The following is a 19,305-nucleotide window of genomic DNA, read 5'->3' on the forward strand; positions in this document are numbered from 1 at the left end:
CATCACGGAGCTGCCATGCGCCCTGCCGCCCTGCTGTGTGCCACCGTTCTCGCCCTGCTGCCGTCGATCACGCTGGCGGCGGCACCGGTGGTGCCGCCGGATGCAGGCATCGATGGACTGATGCAGGCCTATGACGGCCAGGTGCCGGGCGCGGCTGTGCTGGTGCTGCACGATGGGCAGCCGGTATTCCGCCGCGGCTACGGGCTGGCCGTGGTCGAAGATGGCAGCCCGGTGACGCCGGCCAGCAACTTCCGCCTGGCCTCGGTCAGCAAGCAGTTCACCGCTGCGGCGGTGCTGTTGCTGGTCGAGGACGGCCGCCTTGCGCTGGACCAGCCGGCGCGGCGCTGGCTGCCGGAACTGCCGCCCGCCGCTGCCGCCATCACCCTGCGCCAGTTGCTGTCGCACACCAGTGGCCTGCTGGACTACGAAGATCTGATGGACCCTGCCGACACCCGGCAGGTACACGACGCTGATGTGCTGGCGCTGCTCGCCCGCGAAGATCGGCTCGCCTTCGCACCCGGTACGCAGTATCGCTACAGCAACAGCGGCTACGCATTGCTGGCGCTGATCGTCGGCCGCGCCGCCGGCAGCGACTTTGCCAGCTTCCTGCAGCAGCGCATTTTCCGGCCGCTGGGCATGGCACACACCGTCGCCCACCAGGACGGTGTCGACGTGGTGGCGCAGCGTGCCTATGGTTACAGCGAGGTTGAGGGCCGCTGGCAACGTACCGACCAGAGCACGACCAGCGCCGTGCTCGGCGACGGCGGCATCTACGCTTCGCTGGACGACCTCGCGCGCTGGGATGCGGCCCTGTACGACGACCGCCTGCTGTCAGCCGCATCGCGCAAAGCGATGTTCAGCCCGGCCACCGCCACCACCGAAGCGGACGTACCGCACTACGGTTTCGGCTGGCGCTTGAACGGCCGCATGCACTGGCACAGCGGCGAGAGCATCGGCTTCCGGAACGTGATCCTGCGCTACCCGGACAAACACCTGACCGTGATCGTGCTGAGCAACCGCAACGCCCCCGAACCCTATCCGCTGGCGCTGAAGATCGCCCAGCGCTGGCTGGACACCCTGCAATGACCACCGCTACCACCGGCCTGCTGGGCATCCACCATGCCGCACTGATCTGCAGCGACTACGCGCGTTCGAAAGACTTCTACGTGCGCGTGCTGGGCCTGCGCATACTGGCCGAGAACCACCGCGCCGCACGCGACTCGTGGAAGCTGGACCTGGCCCTGCCCGATGGCGGCCAGCTGGAACTGTTCTCCTTCCCCTCGCCGCCCGCACGGCCCAGCCGCCCCGAAGCCCAGGGCCTGCGCCACCTCGCGTTCCGGGTGGCTGCGCTGGAACCGTTCATCGAACGCCTGGCCAGCAACGGCGTCGCCTGCGAACCGATCCGCGTGGACGAATACACCGGCCGCCGCTTCACCTTCTTCGCTGACCCCGACGACCTGCCGCTGGAGCTGTACGAAGTCGGTTGAGCGTTTTTCAATCGAGGAGATTCATCCACGCATGGCGTGGATCTACTCGCAATCGACAGAGATTCATCCACCGACAGATGTTCATCCATGCTGTGTGTCGACCAAGGTCGACACCTACCAACAGCAGGCCATGCCATTCCGACAGATCGCAGGACTCTGTCGAAGGCGGGGTGGGCCCGGTTGCGGGGGCGTGAGCGCCATGGATGGCGCGACCGAGCTTACAGGGGTGAGGGCGCTTTGCTTGCGAAGCACTGCTTCGCAAGCGCCCGAACGCACAGCCGCCAGCGGCTGGGCTGGGCCCCGGAGGGGGACTTGCAGCGCCCCCCGCAACCGGACCCACCCTGCCATCCCACGGAGCACCAGCTTTTGCCGTTGCTCCGGCCGTTGCTCCGGCCGTTGCTCCGGCCGTTGCTCCGGCCGTTGCTCCGGCCGTTGCCTCTGCGGGTGCCGGGCGCCGCCCGGCCGAGCCCCTCTTCCCCATACCCCGCCGAATGGGTATACAGTCGACCCGTACCGGCATCGTGCCGGAATGAACCCTGGGAGGGGACCATGCGCAAGACCTTCAAGACCCTGCTGTTGGCGCTGCCGCTGTGCCTGGCCGCGCTCTCCGCGCAGGCCGCCGACAGTGCCGCCGGCCGCTGGAAGACCATCGACGACAAGACCGGCAAGGTGAAGTCGATCGTCGAGATCAGCCAGGCCGCCAACGGCACGCTGACCGGCCGCGTGGTCGAGATCCTGCATTCGGACAAGGGCCCGAACCCGGTCTGCGATGGTTGTGAGGGCGCCAACAAGAACAAGCCGGTGAAGGGCATGACCATCCTCTGGAATCTGAAGGCCGACGGCGCCAACAAGTGGTCCGGCGGCACCATCCTCGACCCGGCCAACGGCAAGACCTACCGATCGAAGATGGAACTGCAGCCCGGCGGCACCAAGCTGGACGTGTCCGGCTGCATCGCCTTCATCTGTCGCGCGCAGACCTGGCAGCGCGAATAAGCGCCCAGGTCCCCGCCTTGTTCCCGTGACCCGGCCCAGGCCGGGTCACCTCGTTGCGGGCATGCGATAATCCCCGGTTCCCCCTGGCTGCACCCCGTGACCATGACCCGTACCGCGCTCGTCACCACCGCCCTGCCCTACGCCAACGGCCCGCTGCACCTGGGCCACCTGGTCGGCTACATCCAGGCTGACATCTGGGTGCGTGCGCGTCGAATGAGCGGCGGCAAGGCCTGGTTCGTGTGCGCCGACGACACCCACGGCACGCCCATCATGCTGGCTGCGGAGAAGGCCGGGGTCACCCCGGAAACCTTCATCGCCAACATCCAGGCCAGTCACGAACGCGATTTCGCCGCCTTTGGCGTCGCCTTCGACCACTACGACTCGACCAATTCGGCCGCCAACAAGGCGCTGACCGAGGCGTTCTACCTGAAGCTGGAAGCGGCCGGCCACATCAGCCGTCGCTCGGTGGCGCAGTTCTACGACCCGGCCAAGGGCATGTTCCTGCCCGACCGCTACGTCAAGGGCATCTGCCCGAACTGCGGCAGCGCCGATCAGTACGGCGACAACTGCGAAGTCTGCGGCGCCACCTATGCGCCGACCGACCTGAAGGAACCGCGCTCGGTGATCTCCGGTGCAACCCCGGAAATGCGCGATTCGGAGCACTTCTTCTTCGAGGTCGGCCACTTCGACGGCTTCCTGCGCGACTGGCTGGCCGGCGATGTCGCCCTGCCCGGCGTGAAGGCCAAGCTCGGTGAATGGCTCAATGCCGAAGGTGGCCTGCGTGCGTGGGACATCTCGCGCGATGCGCCGTATTTCGGTTTCGAGATTCCCGGCCAGCCGGGCAAGTACTTCTACGTCTGGCTGGACGCGCCGATCGGCTACCTGTCGAGCTTCCAGACGTTGTGCAGCAGGATCGGCGAGGATTTCGAAGCGCACCTGCGCGCAGGCACCAGCACCGAGCTGCATCATTTCCTCGGCAAGGACATCGTCAATTTCCACGGCCTGTTCTGGCCGGCGGTGCTGCACGGCACCGGCCACCGCGCGCCGACCCGCCTGCACGTCAACGGCTACCTGACCGTCGATGGCGCGAAGATGAGCAAGTCGCGCGGCACCTTCGTGATGGCGCGTACGTTCCTGGATGCCGGCCTGGAACCGGAAGCGCTGCGCTACTACTTCGCCGCCAAGTCCGGTGGCGGCGTCGACGACCTCGACCTGAACCTGGGCGACTTCATCGCCCGCGTCAACGCCGATCTGGTCGGCAAGTTCGTCAACCTCGCCAGCCGCTGCGCCGGTTTCATCAGCAAGCGCTTCGATGGCCAGCTGGCCGCGCAGCTGCCCGACGCGGCGCAGTACCAGCGCTTCGTCGATGGCCTGGCGCCGATCCGCGAGGCGTACGAGCGCAATGACCCGGCCGCGGCGATCCGCCTGACCATGACCCTGGCCGACGAAGCCAACCGCTACATCGATGACGTCAAGCCGTGGGTGATCGCCAAGCAGGAAGGCGCCGACGCGCAGCTGCAGGCTGTCTGCAGCCAGGGCCTGAACCTGTTCCGTGTGCTGGTCACCGCCCTGAAACCGGTGCTGCCGGCCACCGCCGCGCAGGCCGAGGCCTTCCTGGCTGCGCCGGTCAATGACTGGACCGAGCTGGCGCAGCCGCTGCTGGGCCACCGCATCACCGACTACACCCCGCTGTTCACCCGTATCGACCCGAAGAAGATTGACGCCATGATCGACGCCTCCAAGGACACCCTGACCGCTGCCGCTGCAGCCCCCGCAGCGAAGGTGGAAGCCGCAAAGCCTGCCGCACCGGTAGTGGTCAAGGACGAAGCAAACAGCGCTGACGCGCCGGCCTACATCGGCATCGACGACTTCGCCAAGCTCGACCTGCGCATCGGCAAGGTGCTGGTGTGCGAGTTCGTGGAAGGTTCGGACAAGCTGCTGCGTTTCGAACTGGATGCGGGCGAACTCGGCAAGCGCCAGATCTTCTCCGGCATCCGCGCCAGCTACGGCGAGCCGGAAGCACTGGTCGGCCGCAGCGTGGTGTTCATCGCCAACCTGGCCCCGCGCAAGATGCGCTTCGGCCTGAGCGAAGGCATGATCCTGTCGGCCGGTTTCGATGGCGGCGCGCTGGCGCTGCTGGACGCCGACAGCGGCGCGCAGCCGGGCATGCCGGTGCGTTGATGCAACACGGGCGCGGCCCCGGCCGTGCCCAGCCTTGAGCACCGCGAAGGGAGGTACCGTGATGGGAGATGCTGCGTTGGAACTGGCGCTGTTCGACTTCGACCACACCGTTACCACCTGCGACACCTACGGCCGCTTCCTGCGCCGGGTCGCCACCGCCGAACAGCTGGCACAGGCCTGGTGGAAAGTCGGCCCCTGGCTGCTGGCGTACAAGCTGAAGCTGATCTCTGCCGAGCGCATCCGTGCACGGGTGACCCGGTTGACCTTCAGCGAGCGCCACGCCGATGACATCGAGACGCTGGCGGCGGGCTTTTCCCGCGAGTTCCTGCCCGATGTCGTGCGTCCGGAAATGCTGGAGCAGATCCGCTGGCACAAGGCGCAGCAGCACACCGTGGTGGTGGTATCCGGTTCACTGGATCTGTACCTGCGGCCGTGGTGCGAACAACTGGGCCTGCAGCTGATCTGCAATCGACTGGAAAGCGAAAGCGGACGCCTGACCGGCCGCTACGCCGGCGGCGATTGTGGCCCGCGCAAAGTCGAGCACATCCGTCGCCAGTTCGATCTGTCACGCTACACACGCATCCATGCCTACGGTGACAGCGCCGAGGATCGTCCGATGCTGGCCCTGGCGCACGAGCGCTGGTACCGCGGCAAACCCCTGAAGTAACCACACGCGCAGCCTTCGCCACGCATGAGCCTGATTCCGCCCCTGACCGAACGCCTGGACCGCTTGCTGCCGCAGACCCAATGTGGGCAATGCGGCTACGACGGCTGCCGCCCGTACGCGCAGGCGATGGCGCGCGGCGAGGTGGGCGTGGATCGTTGTCCGCCGGGCGGCGATGCCGGGGCGCGGGCGTTGGCGCAGGTGCTGGGTGTGCCGGCGCTGCCGTTTGATCGCAGCCGTGGCGAGCACAAGGCGCCGCAGGTGGCGTTGATCGTGGAGGCGGACTGCATCGGCTGCACGAAGTGCATACAGGCGTGTCCGGTGGATGCGATCGTCGGCGGCGCCAAGTACATGCACACGGTGATCGCCGATCTGTGCACCGGCTGCGAGTTGTGTATTCCGCCGTGTCCGGTGGATTGCATCGAGCTGGTGAAACTGTAACGGGGTCAGATCCCTTTTCCTCCGGAAAAGGGATCTGACCCCTGTCCGGTGATTACGGCACGGCCGCCGTAACGATGATCTCGACCTTCCATTCGGCATGCGCGAGCTTGGCTTCGACGGTGGCGCGGGCCGGGGTCGCGCCCTCCACCACCCACTCGTCCCACGCCTTGTTCATGCCTTCGAAGTCAGCCATGTCGGCCAGGAAGATCTCCGCACGCAGCACGTGCTGGCGGTCACTGGCGACCAGCGCCAGCAGCTTGTCGATCTCGGCCAGCACCTGACGGGTCTGCCCGGTGATGTCCTGGCTGGTGTCTTCCGGAATCTGGCCGGAAAGGTAGGCGACCTTGTTGTACACGGTCATCTCGGACATGCGCGGTCCGACGTCGTAACGCTCCATCATGGGCGTGGCTCCTGCGGGTGGTCTGAACTGCATTCTCACCCAGCCGGCGTTGGAAGTGTGTGCCCTGTGCGGCCACTGAATACCGCCAGCGGCGGCACAGCCGCACCGCTGGTCAAACCGCGCTGGCAGGCGCACGATGCGCGACGCCCTGCGTTGACACCGCCCTCGCCCTTGCTGCCGCACCCTTGCGCCGATGACCGCCCCTACCGATTCCATCCCTGCCGCCTCTGCCCCGACCTGGAAGCGGGTCGTCACCATCGTCGTTCCATTGTTGATCCTGGCGCTTGCCCTGCACGGGCTGGCCGGTGAATTCGATGAGCACGGCTATCGCGCGATCCGCCAGGCCTTCCGTCAGCTCAGCGGTGCCCAGATCGCACTGACCGTGCTGCTCGGCCTGGCCAGCTATGCGTGCCTGATCGGCTTCGATGCGATCGGCCTGCGCCGCAGCGGCATCCGCGTGCACCCGGCGCGGATCGGCATCACCGCCTTCCTGGCCCATACCCTGGGCCAGACCGTGGGCTTTGCCGCACTCACCGGTGGTGCCGTGCGCCTGCGTGGCTACCGCAGTGCCGGCCTGGATCTGGCGCAGATCGGCCAGGTGGTGCTGATGAGCACGCTGGGCTTCATCTTCGGCGCGTGGCTGCTGATCGGTGTGGCGCTGTGCATGGAGCCGGCCGCTGCCGCGCTTGCGCTACCGCTGGATCCCGCGGCGGTGCGCGTGGTCGGCATCGTCGCACTGATCGCCTTTGCCGCCACCTTCATCCTGGTCGGCCGCGACGGTCGCCAGTTCCGCATCTTCGGCCATGGCCTGTGGCTGCCCGACCGGCGCACCATGCTGGGTGTCACCGTGCTCAGCGTGGTCGAGCTGGTGCTGGCCAGTGCCGCGTTCTACGTGCTGCTGCCGGATTCCACGCCGACCGGCCTGCCCGGTTTCGTCGGCCTGTATCTGGTGGCCGTGCTGGCCGGCCTGGTCTCCACCGTGCCGGCCGGTCTGGGTGTGTTCGAGTGGAGCCTGCTGAAGCTGCTGCCGCAGGTGGCGCCCGCTGCGGTGCTGGCGGCGGCATTGATCTACCGCGTCAGCTACTACGTGCTGCCGCTGCTGCTGGCCACCGTGCTGGCACTGGCGCCGGCGCTGCGGCAACCGCTGCAGGCCAGCGCAGGCGCAACCCGCGCCGGCTGGTACGCGTTGCGCCCGTGGTTGCCGCAGATCATCGCGCTGGCCGCCTTCAGTGTCGGCGCCGCGCTGGTCATCGACGGTACCCTGCCCACGCCACGGCGGCACCTCATCAATGCCTCACTGCCGATCCTGGAAACCTCGCACCTGATCGGCAGCCTCGGCGGTGTCGCCCTGCTGCTGATCGGCCAGGGCCTGGCCCGCCGCAGCCACGCGGCCTGGATGCTGGCGATGGCGATCTGCGTGATCGCGCCGCTGCCGATCTGGCTGCGCGGTGGCCAACCGCTGATCGCGTTGTCGGCGCTGCTGGTGGCGATGGCGCTGTGGGCGGCGCGACGCGAGTTCTATCGCCAGGGCGCGCTGCTGGACGAAGCCTGGTCGTGGCCATGGCTGCGCAACCTCGGCCTGGTGCTGGTGGCGGTGACCTGGCTGCTGTTCTTCACTTACAGCCATGTCGAATACCAGAACGAGCTGTGGTGGCAGTTCGCGGTGTCCGGCAATGCACCGCGCGCGCTGCGTGCGCTGCTGCTGGTGGCGATGGCACTGGTGATGTTCGGGCTGGCGCGGTTGCTGCACAGCACGCGCAGCCCGCTGCCGCCTGCCGACGATGCAACCCTGCAGGCGCTGGCACCGGTGCTGGCCGGCGCTACCGACACCCAGGCCTGCCTGGTGCTGACCGCCGACAAGGCGGTGCTGCGCGATGCGGAACACAAGGGCTTTGTGATGATGCAGCGCTACGGCGGCTCGCTGATCGCGATGGGCGATCCGGTCGGGCCACCCGAGGTGGCGCGTGCATTGATCTGGCGCTTCCGCGAGGAAGCCGACCGGCTCGGCCTGCGCCCGGTGTTCTACCAGGTGGGTGAAGCGTATTGGCAGACCTATCTCGATCTCGGGCTGGGCCTGGTCAAGCTGGGTGAGGAGGCCATGGTGCCGCTGCACGACTTCGGCCTGGAAGGCCGTGAGCGTGCCGACCTGCGGCAAGCCTGGAACCGCGGCAAGCGCGGTGGGCTGTCCTTCCGCGTTGCACCCGCGGAAGAGATCCCTGCCCTGCTGCCACGCCTGCATGCCATTTCCAACGCGTGGCTCGACGACAAGTCCGGCGACGAAAAGGGCTTCTCGCTGGGCAGCTACGACCCGGACTATCTGGTGCGTTTCCCGATCGCCCTGGTCGAAGCCGAAGGCCGCATCGTGGCCTTTGCAAACCTGTGGCAGGCACCGGCGGGCGCCGAACTGTCAGTGGATCTGATGCGCCACGTCAGCGACGCGCCGAAGGGCACGATGGATTTCCTGTTCATCGAGCTGTTCCTGTGGGGGCGCGCGCAGGGGTATGCACGGTTCTCGCTGGGCATGGCGCCACTGTCCGGCCTGGCCCAGCACCGCCTGGCCGGTCGCTGGAACCGCCTGGCCGGCCTGCTCGCACGGCATGGCGAACGCTTCTATGGCTTCAGCGGCCTGCGCCGGTTCAAGTCGAAGTTCGATCCGCAGTGGCGACCGCGCTACCTGGCCGCGCCCGGCGGCATGCACCTGCCGGCCGCGCTGCTGGATGCCACGCGCCTGATCTCGCTGGACCCGCGGCGGAATTGAGGTCACGATCCGCCGGGCATGGCCCGGCGCTACCTGCCGCCCGGTAGGTGTCGACCTTGGTCGACACGCTCCCTTCCGTGATGGTCCAAGCCGCAGCGCCGACCAAGGTCGGCGTCTACCAGCGGCTTACGCGCCGCCCTTGAGGATCACCTCGGCCAAGCGATCGTAGTCACCGCCGAAGTGATGGTCACCCGGCAGCTTGACCTTGTGCACGCCATCGTTGCCCGGCAGATCGGGGCACAGCGCGTCCTCGTCCTTGTCGCCGTACACGCACAGAGTCCTGTCCGCCGGCAGCTTGGCCACTTCCGGCGCGATCGGCAGGCCGCCACCACCACCGCCCAGCCAGTTGCTGACATGGAATTCAAAGTCGGCGTTCTTGCCCACCGACAGCAGCACGATGCGCTCGAGACCAGCGCGGGTGCCTGCATCCAGCTGGTTGATGGTGGCCGGCAGCACATCGGCGCCCTGCGAGAAACCGATCAACATCACCTTGTCGCGCTGCCATTGCTGGCGGTAGTGACCGATGATCTTCTGCAGATCGACAGCGAATCCCTGCGGCGTGCGTTCGCTCCAGAAGTAACGCAGCGAATCGAGGCCGACCACCGCCACGCCATGTTCGGCCAGAGCGCCGGCTACGTCCTTGTCCAGGCCGGCCCAGCCGCCATCGCCGGAAACGAACACCGCCAGTGTGTCACCGCCGCCCTGCGCCGGCACTTCCACTACCGGCAGCCCCTTCAGGGCATCCGGCGGCGGTGCCAGCGCAACCCCGGCCTGCGCGCCGATCACCCGGGCGGCTGCCACCAGCCCCGGTGTCGCATCGCCGGCAACGGTGCGCTTGAATTCGCGGGCCATCGCAACCTGCTGCACGAACGGGCCGGCGCTGTTGGTTGAACACCCCGGCGCACCGGCCGCGTTCAACCACGGGAAATTCAGTTCACTGGGCTGCAGGCGGTCGTGCTTCACGCCATCGCCGCAGACCATGCGCTCGTGCGTGTGGGCCGGGCAGAAACCCGAGGTCAACAGGCCGGCAAAGACCTGGGTGTCGGCCTGCGCTGCCAGCGCATAGGCCAGCTCGGCGCCTTCGCCGCTGCCGCCCACCAACGGCAGGTGATACCCCGGCAGATGCAGGAATGCCTGCACCCAACGCGAGAAATTCTCGACATCGCCCGCCCCGAACGCGCAGCTGCTGTTGCCTTCGCGCTTGAGCACGGCGCGCAGGTGGGCCACGTCCACCGAGGCGACCAGCGCACCATCGGCACGCAGCGCTTCGATCGGCGTATGGCCGGCATCGGCGCCATCATGGAACCAGATCACCACCCGTTGTGGCGCCCCGGCCGGCACATGCACCGGCACCTGATCGAAGCGTCCGTGGCTGACCTGCTGCACTGCCGCCATCGCTGGCAATGCCGCCAGCGTCAACACCAGTCCCATCGCCCTGCCCAGCCCTGCACGCATCGTTTCGCATCCCGTTGGAATGCGCACACGATACGCCGCCACTGCGTGCACGGCACGTACCGGTACAGGCGACCTGCAACGCAGCGGGTGGTCGATTCAGCGGATGCCGGTGGCACGCCCGCGGCGATACAGCGCCAGCGCCAGCCACAGCAGCCAGCCGACGATCACCGCGATCACCAGTTTCTGCCCCAGCCCACGCGGTGGTCCCCCGCGCCAGAGCACGTGCATCCACAGCAGCACGAAGGCCAGCCATGCCCAGCCCCACAGCAGCGCCGCATTGCCTTGCCAGCCAGGCTCGCGGCGCAGGTACCAGGCCTGCAGCAGCATGCCCACGCTGGCACACAGAAACGCGGTATTGGCGGCCAGCCCGTGGATCAGCGGTGCCAGCAACGGTGTTGCCTCGGGCAGCCAGCTGTCACCGATGGCAACGGTGGCCAGGCCGCCGGCAGCCACGCAGAACAGCAACGGTGCCGCTGCGCTGCGCCGTGGCCCCACGCTGTACCGGTACAACGCGATGCCCAGCACGGCGATGGCCAGTGCCAGCAGGCAGTAGGCCGTGCGCAGCGCCAAGCCCCACGGCCCATGTAGATACAGGCTCAGGGTGGCCTTCACCCAATCCAGATCCGCGCGCGCGAACTGCGTCCACAACGCGGTCGCCACGAACAACAGCAGTGCCACCAGCGCCAGTATCGCGGCTGGACGCGCACGGCTCATGGGTCGGCGTCCGGGTGCCGTGCCTTCCACTCAGCCAGCGCCTTGCGGTAACGCTGCAGCTCCTCGCTGTACAGGTCGAGCACGCACAGCGGACAGCCACTGCCGCAACATTCGTTGGGGCCGGGTTCTTCCGGCGGCAGCGGACGGGGATCGGCAGGGGTATCGGAGACGGTCACGGCTGGAAACAGCACCACGCGATTGCAGGTGGATAGTGTAGCGGCGCGCTCAGGCGCCCAGTTGACGGCGCAGGTTGGCCCGCGCGGCAGCATCAAGTCGCTGGTCGAAAAAGTCGCTGAGGAAGATCCGCGGCGCGCGCAGCAGCCCCTGCAGGAAGCGGCGGCGTCCGGCGCGGTACAGGAAGCCCGGCACCACGCCCTTGTACTCTTCGGCCACGCCACGGTCGTAGGCGGAGAACACCGCTTCCGGCGCTGCCAGGATCGCCATGTCGCAATCGAGGAACAACGCGGCTTCGGCATCGACATCGGCCGGGCCCAGCTCGCCATGGCGGGCGGTAAGCAGGATCAACTGCTCGACCCGGCCGGCGTCCACCGATGCCAGCTCCGGTGAGTCCGCGATGGCCCGCAGCGCCAGCGCGGCCGACTTTGCCTCGTTGTCCTTGCGGCCGGCCTGATAGATCGCATCGTGGTACAGCGCCGCCAGATAGACCTCGGCCGGCTGCTGCCAGCCGGGCCCCTCGGCCACCGCTTGGCAATGCTGCAGCACCGCGCGTACATGGCCGAAGTGGTGGTAGGCGCGCGGCGGCGTCGCATAGGCATCCTGCAATGCCTGCCAATGCGCGGGAGCGAGAGTCAGCGGGGCGAAGTCCATGCGTGGATGATCCCGCCCTTGGCAACGCCGGGCAAGCTGGCTGTTTTTTCACCAGCACTTCACACGCCGCGCCAGGCAAGGTCCGGCAGCAGTTGTCCACAGGTTTGTCGCGTGCTGGTCCACACCGGCTGTGGATGAGCGGCGTGCCGACCGTGGGTGGATGCGGACCGCCACATGCAGGTCTACACTGGCCGCAGGCGGGAGCGCCCGCCGCTGCCGGAAACCGTCATGCGCCGTCTTGCCGCTCGATGCTTTCTCCTGTCCCTGGCTGCGCTCGGCGCGCCAGCCCTGTCTGCGCAGGACGCGCCGCCCCCCGCGCCCGCCATCCCCACCATCTCCACCGTAAAGGTCACCGCCGCCAGCGTGCCGACGCCCGAACAGGTGTTCGCGATCCCGCCGGCAATGCGCGAGATGCTGCAGAAGCAGGTGATCAGCCGCAGCTACTCGCGTGACCAGCGCCTGCAGGCGCTGGTGGAAATGATCTTCAGCCAGCACGGCCTGGACCTGCAGTACGACGCCGATGCGACCTACACCGTCAGCGAGATCTGGCAGCACCAGCGCGCCAACTGCCTCTCCTTCACCCTGCTGTTCGTCACGCTCGCCCGTGAGGCCGGCATCCAGGCACGGGTGCAGGAAGTCGGCCAGGTGGTGTCGTGGTACCAGGACCAGGACCAGGGCGTGGTCTACAACGTCGGGCACGTCAACGCCGGCGTGGATGTCGGTGGCCGCTACGGCACCGTCGACCTGGACCGCAACGTGCTGTACGACCGCCATGGGCCGCAGCCCATCGGCCGTGAGCGGGCATTGGCGCACTACTACAACAACCGCGGCGCGGAACATCTGGCCGATGGCGACCTGAGCGGCGCGCGTGCCTTCTTCGATGCGGCGCTGGCGCAGGACCCCACATTCGCCGCGACGTGGAACAACATCGGCGTGCTCGACAACCGCCTGGGCGATGACCAGGGAGCTCGCACGGCGCTGGACACCGCCCTGCGCCTGGACGGACGCCAGAGCGCGGCGCTGAACAACGCCAGTGCGCTCTATCGCAAGCTCGGCATGACGGCGCAGGCGCAGGCCATGCAGAAGAAGCTGCAGTCGGTGCAACGCGAGGATCCGTTCGCACAGTACATGCAGGGTGCCCAGGCCGAACGCGCTGGCGACCTGGACAAAGCGATCACCTATTACCGGCGCGCGGTGCGCCTGTACGACACCGCGCACCAGTTCCACTTCGGCCTGGCGCGGGTGTATTTCCTGACCGGCCGGCTGCAGCGTGCAGACCGCGAACTGCTGCGGGCGCAGGAACTGGGCGGTTCAACCCAGCAGGCCCGCTACCAGGCCAAGCTGGACAGCCTGGCCCGCTGGCGGGCGCAGCAGGCCAAGCGCTGAGGCGCGATCAGGCCTTCTTGAGGAAGCAGGTCTTCAGCACCAGCCCCTTGATCTTGTCCGAGTTGCCTTCGATGTGTTCGGCATCGTCTTCAACCAGGCGGATGTTGCGGATGACGGTGCCCTGCTTGAGCGGGATCGAGGAGCCCTTGACCTTCAGGTCCTTGATCACGGTGACGGTGTCGCCGGTCTGCAGGGTATTGCCGTTGCTGTCACGCACGACCAGGGTCGAGCCAGCACCTTCTTCGGCCGTCCACTCGAAGCCGCAGTCGGCGCAGATCCACAGCGCGCCATCGGCATAGGTGTTTTCCAGGGTGCACTGCGGGCAGGCGGGAACAGAAGACATCGCAAGTACCTCAAAATGAATCAACAGCCGCCATTGTAACCGCCCGGCCTTTTCGTTCATTTTCCGGCGGCGTCCCGGCTGGGCCCCCGCCCGCCCCCGCACAAGGCAGGCACCGGAACTTGCAGCGCGCGGCAAACTCCAGCAGAGTGCGCGGCCCCTGATCGTCCCCGGACCTCCCCATGCGCCTCGGCATCGACTTCGGTACCAGCAACTCCGCCGCCGCCATCGTGCGTGATGGGACGCTGCTGCCGATCCGCTTCGGCGAGGCCGAACAGTTCCGTACCAGTGTCTACTTCCCCGGCGTGGTGCCCGACCCGGACGATTTCCAGCTCGACGCCGGGCAGGAACACGAACTGCAGCAGCTGATCGACAGCGCCGCCCGTGCCGCCCGCGCCGCCGGCCAGGAACGCACGCCACAGGCCCTGCGCCGCGAGGCCTTGCGCGCCCTGCGCCGGGAGTGGATGGAAGCTCGCGCTGGAAAGGAACGCAGTGCCAGCGACCTGCTGCAGAACGCGGTCTATGGCGACGATGCGCTGGAAGCGTATTTCGAGGAGCACGAGGGCAACCTCGTGCAGAGCCCGAAGTCCATGCTCGGCTACAACCTGCACCCGCGCGCACGGCAGACCATCACCGGCATCGCCGCGCACATCCTTGAACACATCCGCTTGACTGCCAGTGCCCAGCTCGGCCAGCCGCTGCGCAGCGCCCTGCTCGGCCGCCCGGTGCAGTTCCGCAGCTCGATCGGTGAGGCCGGCAACGACCAGGCCCTGGACATCCTGCGCGAAGCGGCCAGCCAGGCCGGCTTCGACCAGATCGACTTCCTTGAAGAACCCGCTGCCGCCGCGATGCATTACCACGCTGAAAGCAGCGATCGGCACCAGGCGGTGATTGTCGATATCGGTGGCGGCACCACCGACATCGCACACGCCGAAGTGGGTGGCAGCGAAGCGCCACGCATCCACCGTGCCTGGGGTATCGCCCGCGGCGGTACCGATATCGACCTGGCCCTGAGCCTGTCCGGTTACATGCCGCTGTTCGGCCGTGGCATCACCCGCGTACCCACCCACCACTACGTGGAAGCGGCCACCGTGCAGGACATGACCCGCCAGCGCGAGTTCCGCCAGCACAACTACGACAACGTGGATGCGCCGTGGGGCCCGCGCCTGCAGGCACTGCAGGACACCGGCAACACTGCCCGCCTGTACCGCGATGTCGAGCGCGCCAAGATCGCCCTCAGCGGCGCCAGCGAGCATCGCAGCACACTGGACTACATCGCCCGCGACCTGCACGTGGACAACAGCGCCGACGGTCTGGCCGCCGCCGCCCATGGCTACCTGACCCAGATCCGCGAACTGCTTGCGCAGGTCCGCAATGACATCGGCGGCGACCCGGACGCGGTGTTCCTGACCGGCGGCATGTCCCGCGCCGGCTACCTGCGGCAGGCCGCTGCCGAGGCCTTCCCGGGCGCCCGCATGGTCCACGGCGAGCCCTCGCTGGGAGTCGTCCAAGGCCTCGCGCTGGCGGCAGCCAGCCGGGATTAACAAAACGTTACGCGGTCTGCGCTACCCTTGGCCGGCTAGAAAACCGCTGCACCTTCCGCTGGCCTCGCCGGTGTGTGTACCCATGGTGCAGCCTGCCCCGCCCAGCGGGTCTGGCGACCATGCCCTCTGGCTCGATCATGGTCTGCGTACTACCCGAGCCGCCATCGAGACCCGCTTTGGGCACCCGCCAGGCCCCTGTGGCCGTACAACCTGACGCTGAACCAGCACCCATCGACTGCCGCCGTTGTGACGCGGTCTGTTGCCGGTTGCCGGTGCTGCTGCAGCCCGGCGACCACGTGCCCGGCCAGTTCCTGTCGCGCGACGCACACGGCCGTGCCGTGATGGCGCGCAACGAGGAAGGCTGGTGCGCGGCGATCGATCCGTATCACCTGCGCTGCACGATCTATTCGCAGCGCCCGGCGATCTGCCGCCAGTTCTCGATGGGCGGCGACGACTGCCGCCGCGAGCGGCAGGACTACCTGCGCCAGGCTGAGTCCTGCGCGCTTTCCTCCCCTTCCACCTGACAGGAGCAACCATGCCCCGCAAGGCAAAGACCCCCGCGAAGGCCAGCAACAGCATCCGCAGCGAACGCAAGGGCGCATCCGCCAGCACCGTGGTCAACAGCGACTCGATCGCCTCCGACCTGGCCGCGTTCCGCAAGAGCGGTGGCAAGATTGAAGTTCTCGGTACCACCTGGGCGCTGAAGAAAGCCAGCTGACCCACCCCCGACCGCGGCGGCGCTGCCGCCGCGGCCTGCCGGGCCGCGCTCAGCGGTCCAGGCGTACCTGCACACTGCCCGAGTGCGACTGCACGCGGATATCGCCGTCGCCGCTGCCCAGGCGGGCATCCAGGCTGCTGCCCGGTCCATAGCGCGGCCGCTCGACCTTGCCGGCGTCGCTGTTGATCGACCCGCTGAAGCTGTTCACCGACAGCTGCGCCGACACCGTGCGCGGCAGCCGCAGGCTGACCGATGCACTGACCGACTCCACGTTGATGCGCCCGCCCGGTGCCAGCCCGGCCGCCGACAGGTCGATGCTGCCCGACACGGTTTCCACCGCAAGCCGCTGCACGCGACCGGCGTCGACCTCGACCCGGCCGGACACCGTCTGCGCACCGATATCGCCCGACACGCCGCCGCCGGCTTCGATGCGGCCACTGACCGTGTTCACGTCCAGCTTCGGCGTCTGCAGTCGCGCATTGACACTGCCACTGACCGTATTGAGCTTGCTGTCGCCACTGCGACCGGACGCACTCAGGCTGCCACTGACCGTATCGGCCTGCAGTCGGCGCACGTCAATGCCGCTGATGTCCTGGCTGGCACTGACCGTGCTCAGCAGCAGTTCCACCGAGCGCGGCACGTTGAGGGTCAGGGTGGCGCCGCCACTGTTGCCGCGTCGCGGATACTCGATTTCCCAACGCACACGGTTGGCGCTCTTTTCCTGGCGCAGCTGCAGGCCGTCGCTGAGCGTGCCGGTAAGCTGCACGTCGTTGCGGTCCCAGCCACGCACGCTCACCTTGCCGGCCACATTGCTCAATTCGATACGACCGCCCGCAGCCAGCGTGTGGCGTTCGTCGATGCGGGTGTCGGCCAGCGCCATGGTGGGCACCAGCAGCAGGGCCGCGCAGAAGGGGAAAAGGGTTCGCATCGGGGGGTCTCCTCAGGTCGTCAAGCCGGATTCGGCGGCATAGGCCGCCTGCCGGGTCAGTTCCAGCCGCAGCGCGTAAGTGCGCCTGAGCTGGCCAAGCAGGTGCGGTGCACGCGGGTCCTGCGCCAGCGCGGCACGGATCTGTGCCGCACTTTCATCCAGTTCGTGCAGGGCGGGCTGCCATTCCGGCGCCCGCCCATCAGGCAGCGAAGCCACGGCCTGCTGGTACTGCTCGGTCATCGCCGCGGCCTGCAGTTGCAGGGCGGACGGTGCCGGCGCGTCCAGCTGCGCATGCCGCCATGGCGCCACCGCGTAGAGCGCGAGGCTGGCCGCCAGCGCCGCGCCAACCGGCAACCACCAGCGTCGACGGCTGCGCAGTGGCAAGGCCACCACGTGGTCCGTCGGCACCTGCGCGGCAACCGGCTCGCGGGGTGGCAACCGCGCCGACAGGCGTTCCCAGCCATCGGTGGGTACGCTGCGTTCGCTCGGCAGCGCGCGCAGCCGGGCCAGCAGGTCGTGGTCGGAATCGTGGTCGTGTGTACTCATGTCATGTCTCCCAGCCGCGCGCGCAGCAGGCCACGCGCGCGATGCAGCTGTGCTTTGGAACTACCGACCGCCATCTGCAGCTGGCCGGCGATTTCATGGTGTTTCCAGCCTTCGATATCGTGCAGCACCAGCACCGCACGTGCGCGCGGTGGCAGGGTCGCCAATGCGCGTTCCAGATCGCGTTCGGTGCCGGCGCAGCCGTCATGCACCGCCATCTCCGGCAACCCACCGTCCACGTCGTCCAGGCTGTCGTGGTCATGCCCGGCGGCGCGGCCGCGCAGTTCCATCAACGCGGCGTTGACCCCCAACCGATGCAGCCAGGTCGACACGCTGCTCTCGAAACGAAAGCCGGGCAGTGCCTTCCATGCCTGCAGGAACGCCTCCTGCAGTGCATCCTCGGCACGTGCCTGCTGGCCGCCGCACAGCCGCCACAAGGTGGCAAACACCCGCGGCGAGTGCCGCCGATACAGCAGTTCGTAGGCAGCGGTATCGCCGGCCGCCGCCGCACGCACCAAAGCGGTTTCGTCGACGACGTCGTTGGCGGCAGGCGGCGCGGGCATGGTGGTGTCGAGCATATCCGTTGGATGCAGCCTGCCGGAAAAAGGTTTAGATCTGCCGAGGCGCTTTCCGCTTGCAACCTTTTCGCGGCTGGCTGCATCCATCCCAGGTCCCCCGCAGGCCTGCCCGGCCAGGAGCCTCCCATGTCCAGTCCTTCCTGCGCCGCCCTGCTGGCGATCGTGGTCTGCATGCTGCTGCAGGCGTTCGGCGTTTCCCTGCACTGGCGCACCGACAGCGGCCGCGCCTGCCTGCAGCAGCACAAACAGGACCTTGTCTGCCTTGCCTGGACACAGGCGGTCGAAACGCCGACACGCGCCGGGTAACATCAAGCCCCGTTTCCGTCACACGTTGTCGCCCCATGATGTTGTCGCTGAAGGACCACCTGCCCGCCTGGACCCACCCCTGGCTGCATGACATCGGGATCGCCCTGCAGATCCTGGTCACCCTGCTCGCCGCCTGGCTGCTGCGGGTCCTGGCCCGGCGCCTGATCCGCCGCTTCGCCGACCACTACACGCTGCCACCGGAAATGGTGATGGGTGCGCGCCGGATCACCAGTTTCGTGGTCTATTTCAGCGCGGTGCTGTACATCCTCAGCCTGCTCGGCGCCTCGCCCTCGGTGTTGTGGACGGCCTTCACCGGTTTTGCCGCGGTGGGCGCGGTGGCGTTCTTCGCGGCCTGGAGCGTGCTGTCCAACATCTTCTGCACGCTGCTGATCTTCACCACGCGGCCGTTCCGCCTGCATGACTACATCGAAGTGCTGGAGAACGGCGAAAAGCCCGGGCTGAAGGGCCGGGTGATCGACGTGAACCTGATCTACACCACGCTGCAGGAAACCGGTGACGGCCACGAGGGCACGGTGCTGCAGCTGCCGAACAACCTGTTCTTCCAGCGCACGGTGCGCCGCTGGCGCGACCCGACGCAGGCGCCTGGCGGCATCCAGGGCGACGGCTGAGGTTAGGTTGGTCGGCAGGGCTGCGCCCTGCATCCGCGGTAGTGCCGGCCGCTGGCCGGCAACCTCAACAGCAAAAGCTGGGTTCCTGTGGGTTGGCGGGGTGGGGCCGGCGGCAGGGGCCGCTGCAAGTACGTCCATGTAAGCTCGGTCGCCGCATCCATGCGGCTCACGCCCCTGCCACCGGCCCCACCCCGCCTTCGACAGATCTCCGCGATCTGTAATCCACGCCATGCGTGGATGCTCTTTCATCAAATTCCAATATCGAAATATTCGATTTCCATCGGAATTCATCCACGCATGGCGTGGATCTACCAGGCACCGGAAAACTGTCAGAGGTGGGGCGGTGTCGGATTGCGGGGTGTCAGCCGCATGGATGGGGCTGCCAAGCCTACAAGGACGTACTTGCGGCGTC

22 protein-coding genes are annotated in these 19,305 nt (G+C 67.7%); 13 read left to right on the forward strand and 9 right to left on the reverse strand.

Features of this window, described 5'->3' with window-relative positions:
* Positions 1–15: 15 nt before the first annotated feature.
* The 6 genes from AC13GI_RS17010 (at position 16) to rnfB (ending at position 5,766) form a co-directional block, all read left to right on the forward strand.
* Positions 16–1,086, forward strand: a complete 1,071-nt coding sequence (locus AC13GI_RS17010; RefSeq protein ID WP_482996901.1) for a serine hydrolase domain-containing protein — start codon at positions 16–18, stop codon at positions 1,084–1,086.
* A complete protein-coding gene (gene gloA2 / locus AC13GI_RS17015) occupies positions 1,083–1,487 on the forward strand; it encodes an SMU1112c/YaeR family gloxylase I-like metalloprotein (RefSeq protein WP_380654705.1) in 405 nt (134 codons plus the stop codon). Before AC13GI_RS17010 ends, gloA2 begins: the two co-directional genes overlap by 4 nt.
* 549 nt (positions 1,488–2,036) lie before the next feature.
* The gene (locus AC13GI_RS17020) at positions 2,037–2,480 is read left to right on the forward strand and encodes a DUF2147 domain-containing protein (RefSeq protein WP_099818971.1); all 444 of its coding nucleotides are present in this window, start codon (positions 2,037–2,039) and stop codon (positions 2,478–2,480) included.
* 102 nt (positions 2,481–2,582) lie between these two features.
* A complete protein-coding gene (gene metG / locus AC13GI_RS17025) occupies positions 2,583–4,661 on the forward strand; it encodes a methionine--tRNA ligase (protein WP_482996902.1) in 2,079 nt (692 codons plus the stop codon).
* Between the two features lie 76 nt (positions 4,662–4,737).
* Complete coding sequence (locus AC13GI_RS17030) at positions 4,738–5,328, forward strand: HAD family hydrolase (protein WP_165787242.1); 591 nt, start codon at positions 4,738–4,740, stop codon at positions 5,326–5,328.
* 24 nt (positions 5,329–5,352) lie between these two features.
* Positions 5,353–5,766 (forward strand): Rnf electron transport complex subunit RnfB, encoded by a 414-nt coding sequence (rnfB, locus tag AC13GI_RS17035; RefSeq protein WP_099818968.1) that lies wholly within the window; start codon positions 5,353–5,355, stop codon positions 5,764–5,766.
* 52 nt (positions 5,767–5,818) lie between these two features.
* Here the strand turns inward: rnfB and AC13GI_RS17040 are convergent, their stop codons facing one another.
* The gene (locus AC13GI_RS17040) at positions 5,819–6,166 is read right to left on the reverse strand and encodes a RidA family protein (RefSeq protein ID WP_025879081.1); all 348 of its coding nucleotides are present in this window, start codon (positions 6,164–6,166) and stop codon (positions 5,819–5,821) included.
* Positions 6,167–6,359: 193 nt separating this feature from the next.
* On the opposite strand from AC13GI_RS17040, the gene mprF reads away from it, so the two are divergent.
* Positions 6,360–8,924 (forward strand): bifunctional lysylphosphatidylglycerol flippase/synthetase MprF, encoded by a 2,565-nt coding sequence (gene mprF, locus AC13GI_RS17045; RefSeq protein ID WP_180166259.1) that lies wholly within the window; start codon positions 6,360–6,362, stop codon positions 8,922–8,924.
* A 126-nt stretch (positions 8,925–9,050) separates the two neighbouring features.
* On the opposite strand, the gene AC13GI_RS17050 is transcribed toward mprF, so the two are convergent.
* The 4 genes from AC13GI_RS17050 to AC13GI_RS17065 form a co-directional block, all read right to left on the reverse strand.
* Positions 9,051–10,379 (reverse strand): virulence factor family protein, encoded by a 1,329-nt coding sequence (locus tag AC13GI_RS17050; RefSeq protein ID WP_482996903.1) that lies wholly within the window; start codon positions 10,377–10,379, stop codon positions 9,051–9,053.
* 96 nt (positions 10,380–10,475) lie between these two features.
* The gene (locus tag AC13GI_RS17055) at positions 10,476–11,093 is read right to left on the reverse strand and encodes a DUF998 domain-containing protein (RefSeq protein ID WP_482996904.1); all 618 of its coding nucleotides are present in this window, start codon (positions 11,091–11,093) and stop codon (positions 10,476–10,478) included.
* On the reverse strand, positions 11,090–11,269 hold the full coding sequence (locus AC13GI_RS17060) for an oxidoreductase-like domain-containing protein (protein WP_191078834.1): 180 nt from the start codon (positions 11,267–11,269) through the stop codon (positions 11,090–11,092). Before AC13GI_RS17060 ends, AC13GI_RS17055 begins: the two co-directional genes overlap by 4 nt.
* A 49-nt stretch (positions 11,270–11,318) precedes the next feature.
* Entirely contained in the window at positions 11,319–11,921 is a 603-nt protein-coding gene (locus tag AC13GI_RS17065; RefSeq protein WP_099818963.1) for an HD domain-containing protein, read from the reverse strand.
* Positions 11,922–12,149: 228 nt separating this feature from the next.
* Between AC13GI_RS17065 and AC13GI_RS17070 the strand changes: the two genes are divergently transcribed.
* Complete coding sequence (locus AC13GI_RS17070; protein WP_482996905.1) at positions 12,150–13,307, forward strand: tetratricopeptide repeat protein; 1,158 nt, start codon at positions 12,150–12,152, stop codon at positions 13,305–13,307.
* A 7-nt stretch (positions 13,308–13,314) separates the two neighbouring features.
* Here AC13GI_RS17070 and AC13GI_RS17075 read toward each other — a convergent pair whose 3' ends face one another.
* Positions 13,315–13,650, reverse strand: coding sequence for a zinc ribbon domain-containing protein YjdM (locus tag AC13GI_RS17075; protein ID WP_099818962.1), 336 nt, complete (start codon positions 13,648–13,650; stop codon positions 13,315–13,317).
* A 179-nt stretch (positions 13,651–13,829) separates the two neighbouring features.
* Between AC13GI_RS17075 and AC13GI_RS17080 the strand changes: the two genes are divergently transcribed.
* From AC13GI_RS17080 to AC13GI_RS17090, 3 genes are all read left to right on the forward strand, one after another.
* Positions 13,830–15,191, forward strand: coding sequence for an Hsp70 family protein (locus tag AC13GI_RS17080; RefSeq protein ID WP_482996906.1), 1,362 nt, complete (start codon positions 13,830–13,832; stop codon positions 15,189–15,191).
* Between the two features lie 230 nt (positions 15,192–15,421).
* Entirely contained in the window at positions 15,422–15,715 is a 294-nt protein-coding gene (locus AC13GI_RS17085) for a YkgJ family cysteine cluster protein (RefSeq protein WP_051501656.1), read from the forward strand.
* A gap of 11 nt (positions 15,716–15,726) precedes the next feature.
* On the forward strand, positions 15,727–15,909 hold the full coding sequence (locus AC13GI_RS17090) for a hypothetical protein (RefSeq protein ID WP_025879072.1): 183 nt from the start codon (positions 15,727–15,729) through the stop codon (positions 15,907–15,909).
* 49 nt (positions 15,910–15,958) lie between these two features.
* Here AC13GI_RS17090 and AC13GI_RS17095 read toward each other — a convergent pair whose 3' ends face one another.
* From AC13GI_RS17095 to AC13GI_RS17105, 3 genes are read right to left on the reverse strand one after another with little or no spacing between them, the layout of a single operon-like run.
* Positions 15,959–16,837 (reverse strand): DUF4097 family beta strand repeat-containing protein, encoded by an 879-nt coding sequence (locus AC13GI_RS17095; protein WP_180166255.1) that lies wholly within the window; start codon positions 16,835–16,837, stop codon positions 15,959–15,961.
* Positions 16,838–16,849: 12 nt separating this feature from the next.
* Entirely contained in the window at positions 16,850–17,383 is a 534-nt protein-coding gene (locus tag AC13GI_RS17100) for a hypothetical protein (RefSeq protein WP_482996907.1), read from the reverse strand.
* Complete coding sequence (locus tag AC13GI_RS17105; protein ID WP_380653710.1) at positions 17,380–17,958, reverse strand: RNA polymerase sigma factor; 579 nt, start codon at positions 17,956–17,958, stop codon at positions 17,380–17,382. Before AC13GI_RS17105 ends, AC13GI_RS17100 begins: the two co-directional genes overlap by 4 nt.
* 126 nt (positions 17,959–18,084) lie before the next feature.
* Here AC13GI_RS17105 and AC13GI_RS17110 point away from each other — a divergent pair, with 126 nt between their 5' ends.
* Positions 18,085–18,264, forward strand: coding sequence for a hypothetical protein (locus tag AC13GI_RS17110; RefSeq protein WP_099818957.1), 180 nt, complete (start codon positions 18,085–18,087; stop codon positions 18,262–18,264).
* A gap of 35 nt (positions 18,265–18,299) precedes the next feature.
* Positions 18,300–18,893 carry a mechanosensitive ion channel family protein gene (locus AC13GI_RS17115; RefSeq protein WP_099818956.1) on the forward strand — a complete coding sequence of 198 codons (594 nt, stop codon included), beginning with the start codon at positions 18,300–18,302 and terminating at the stop codon, positions 18,891–18,893.
* Positions 18,894–19,305: the final 412 nt, after the last annotated feature.

The sequence above is a fragment of the Stenotrophomonas sp. 82F1 genome (assembly GCF_056861525.1).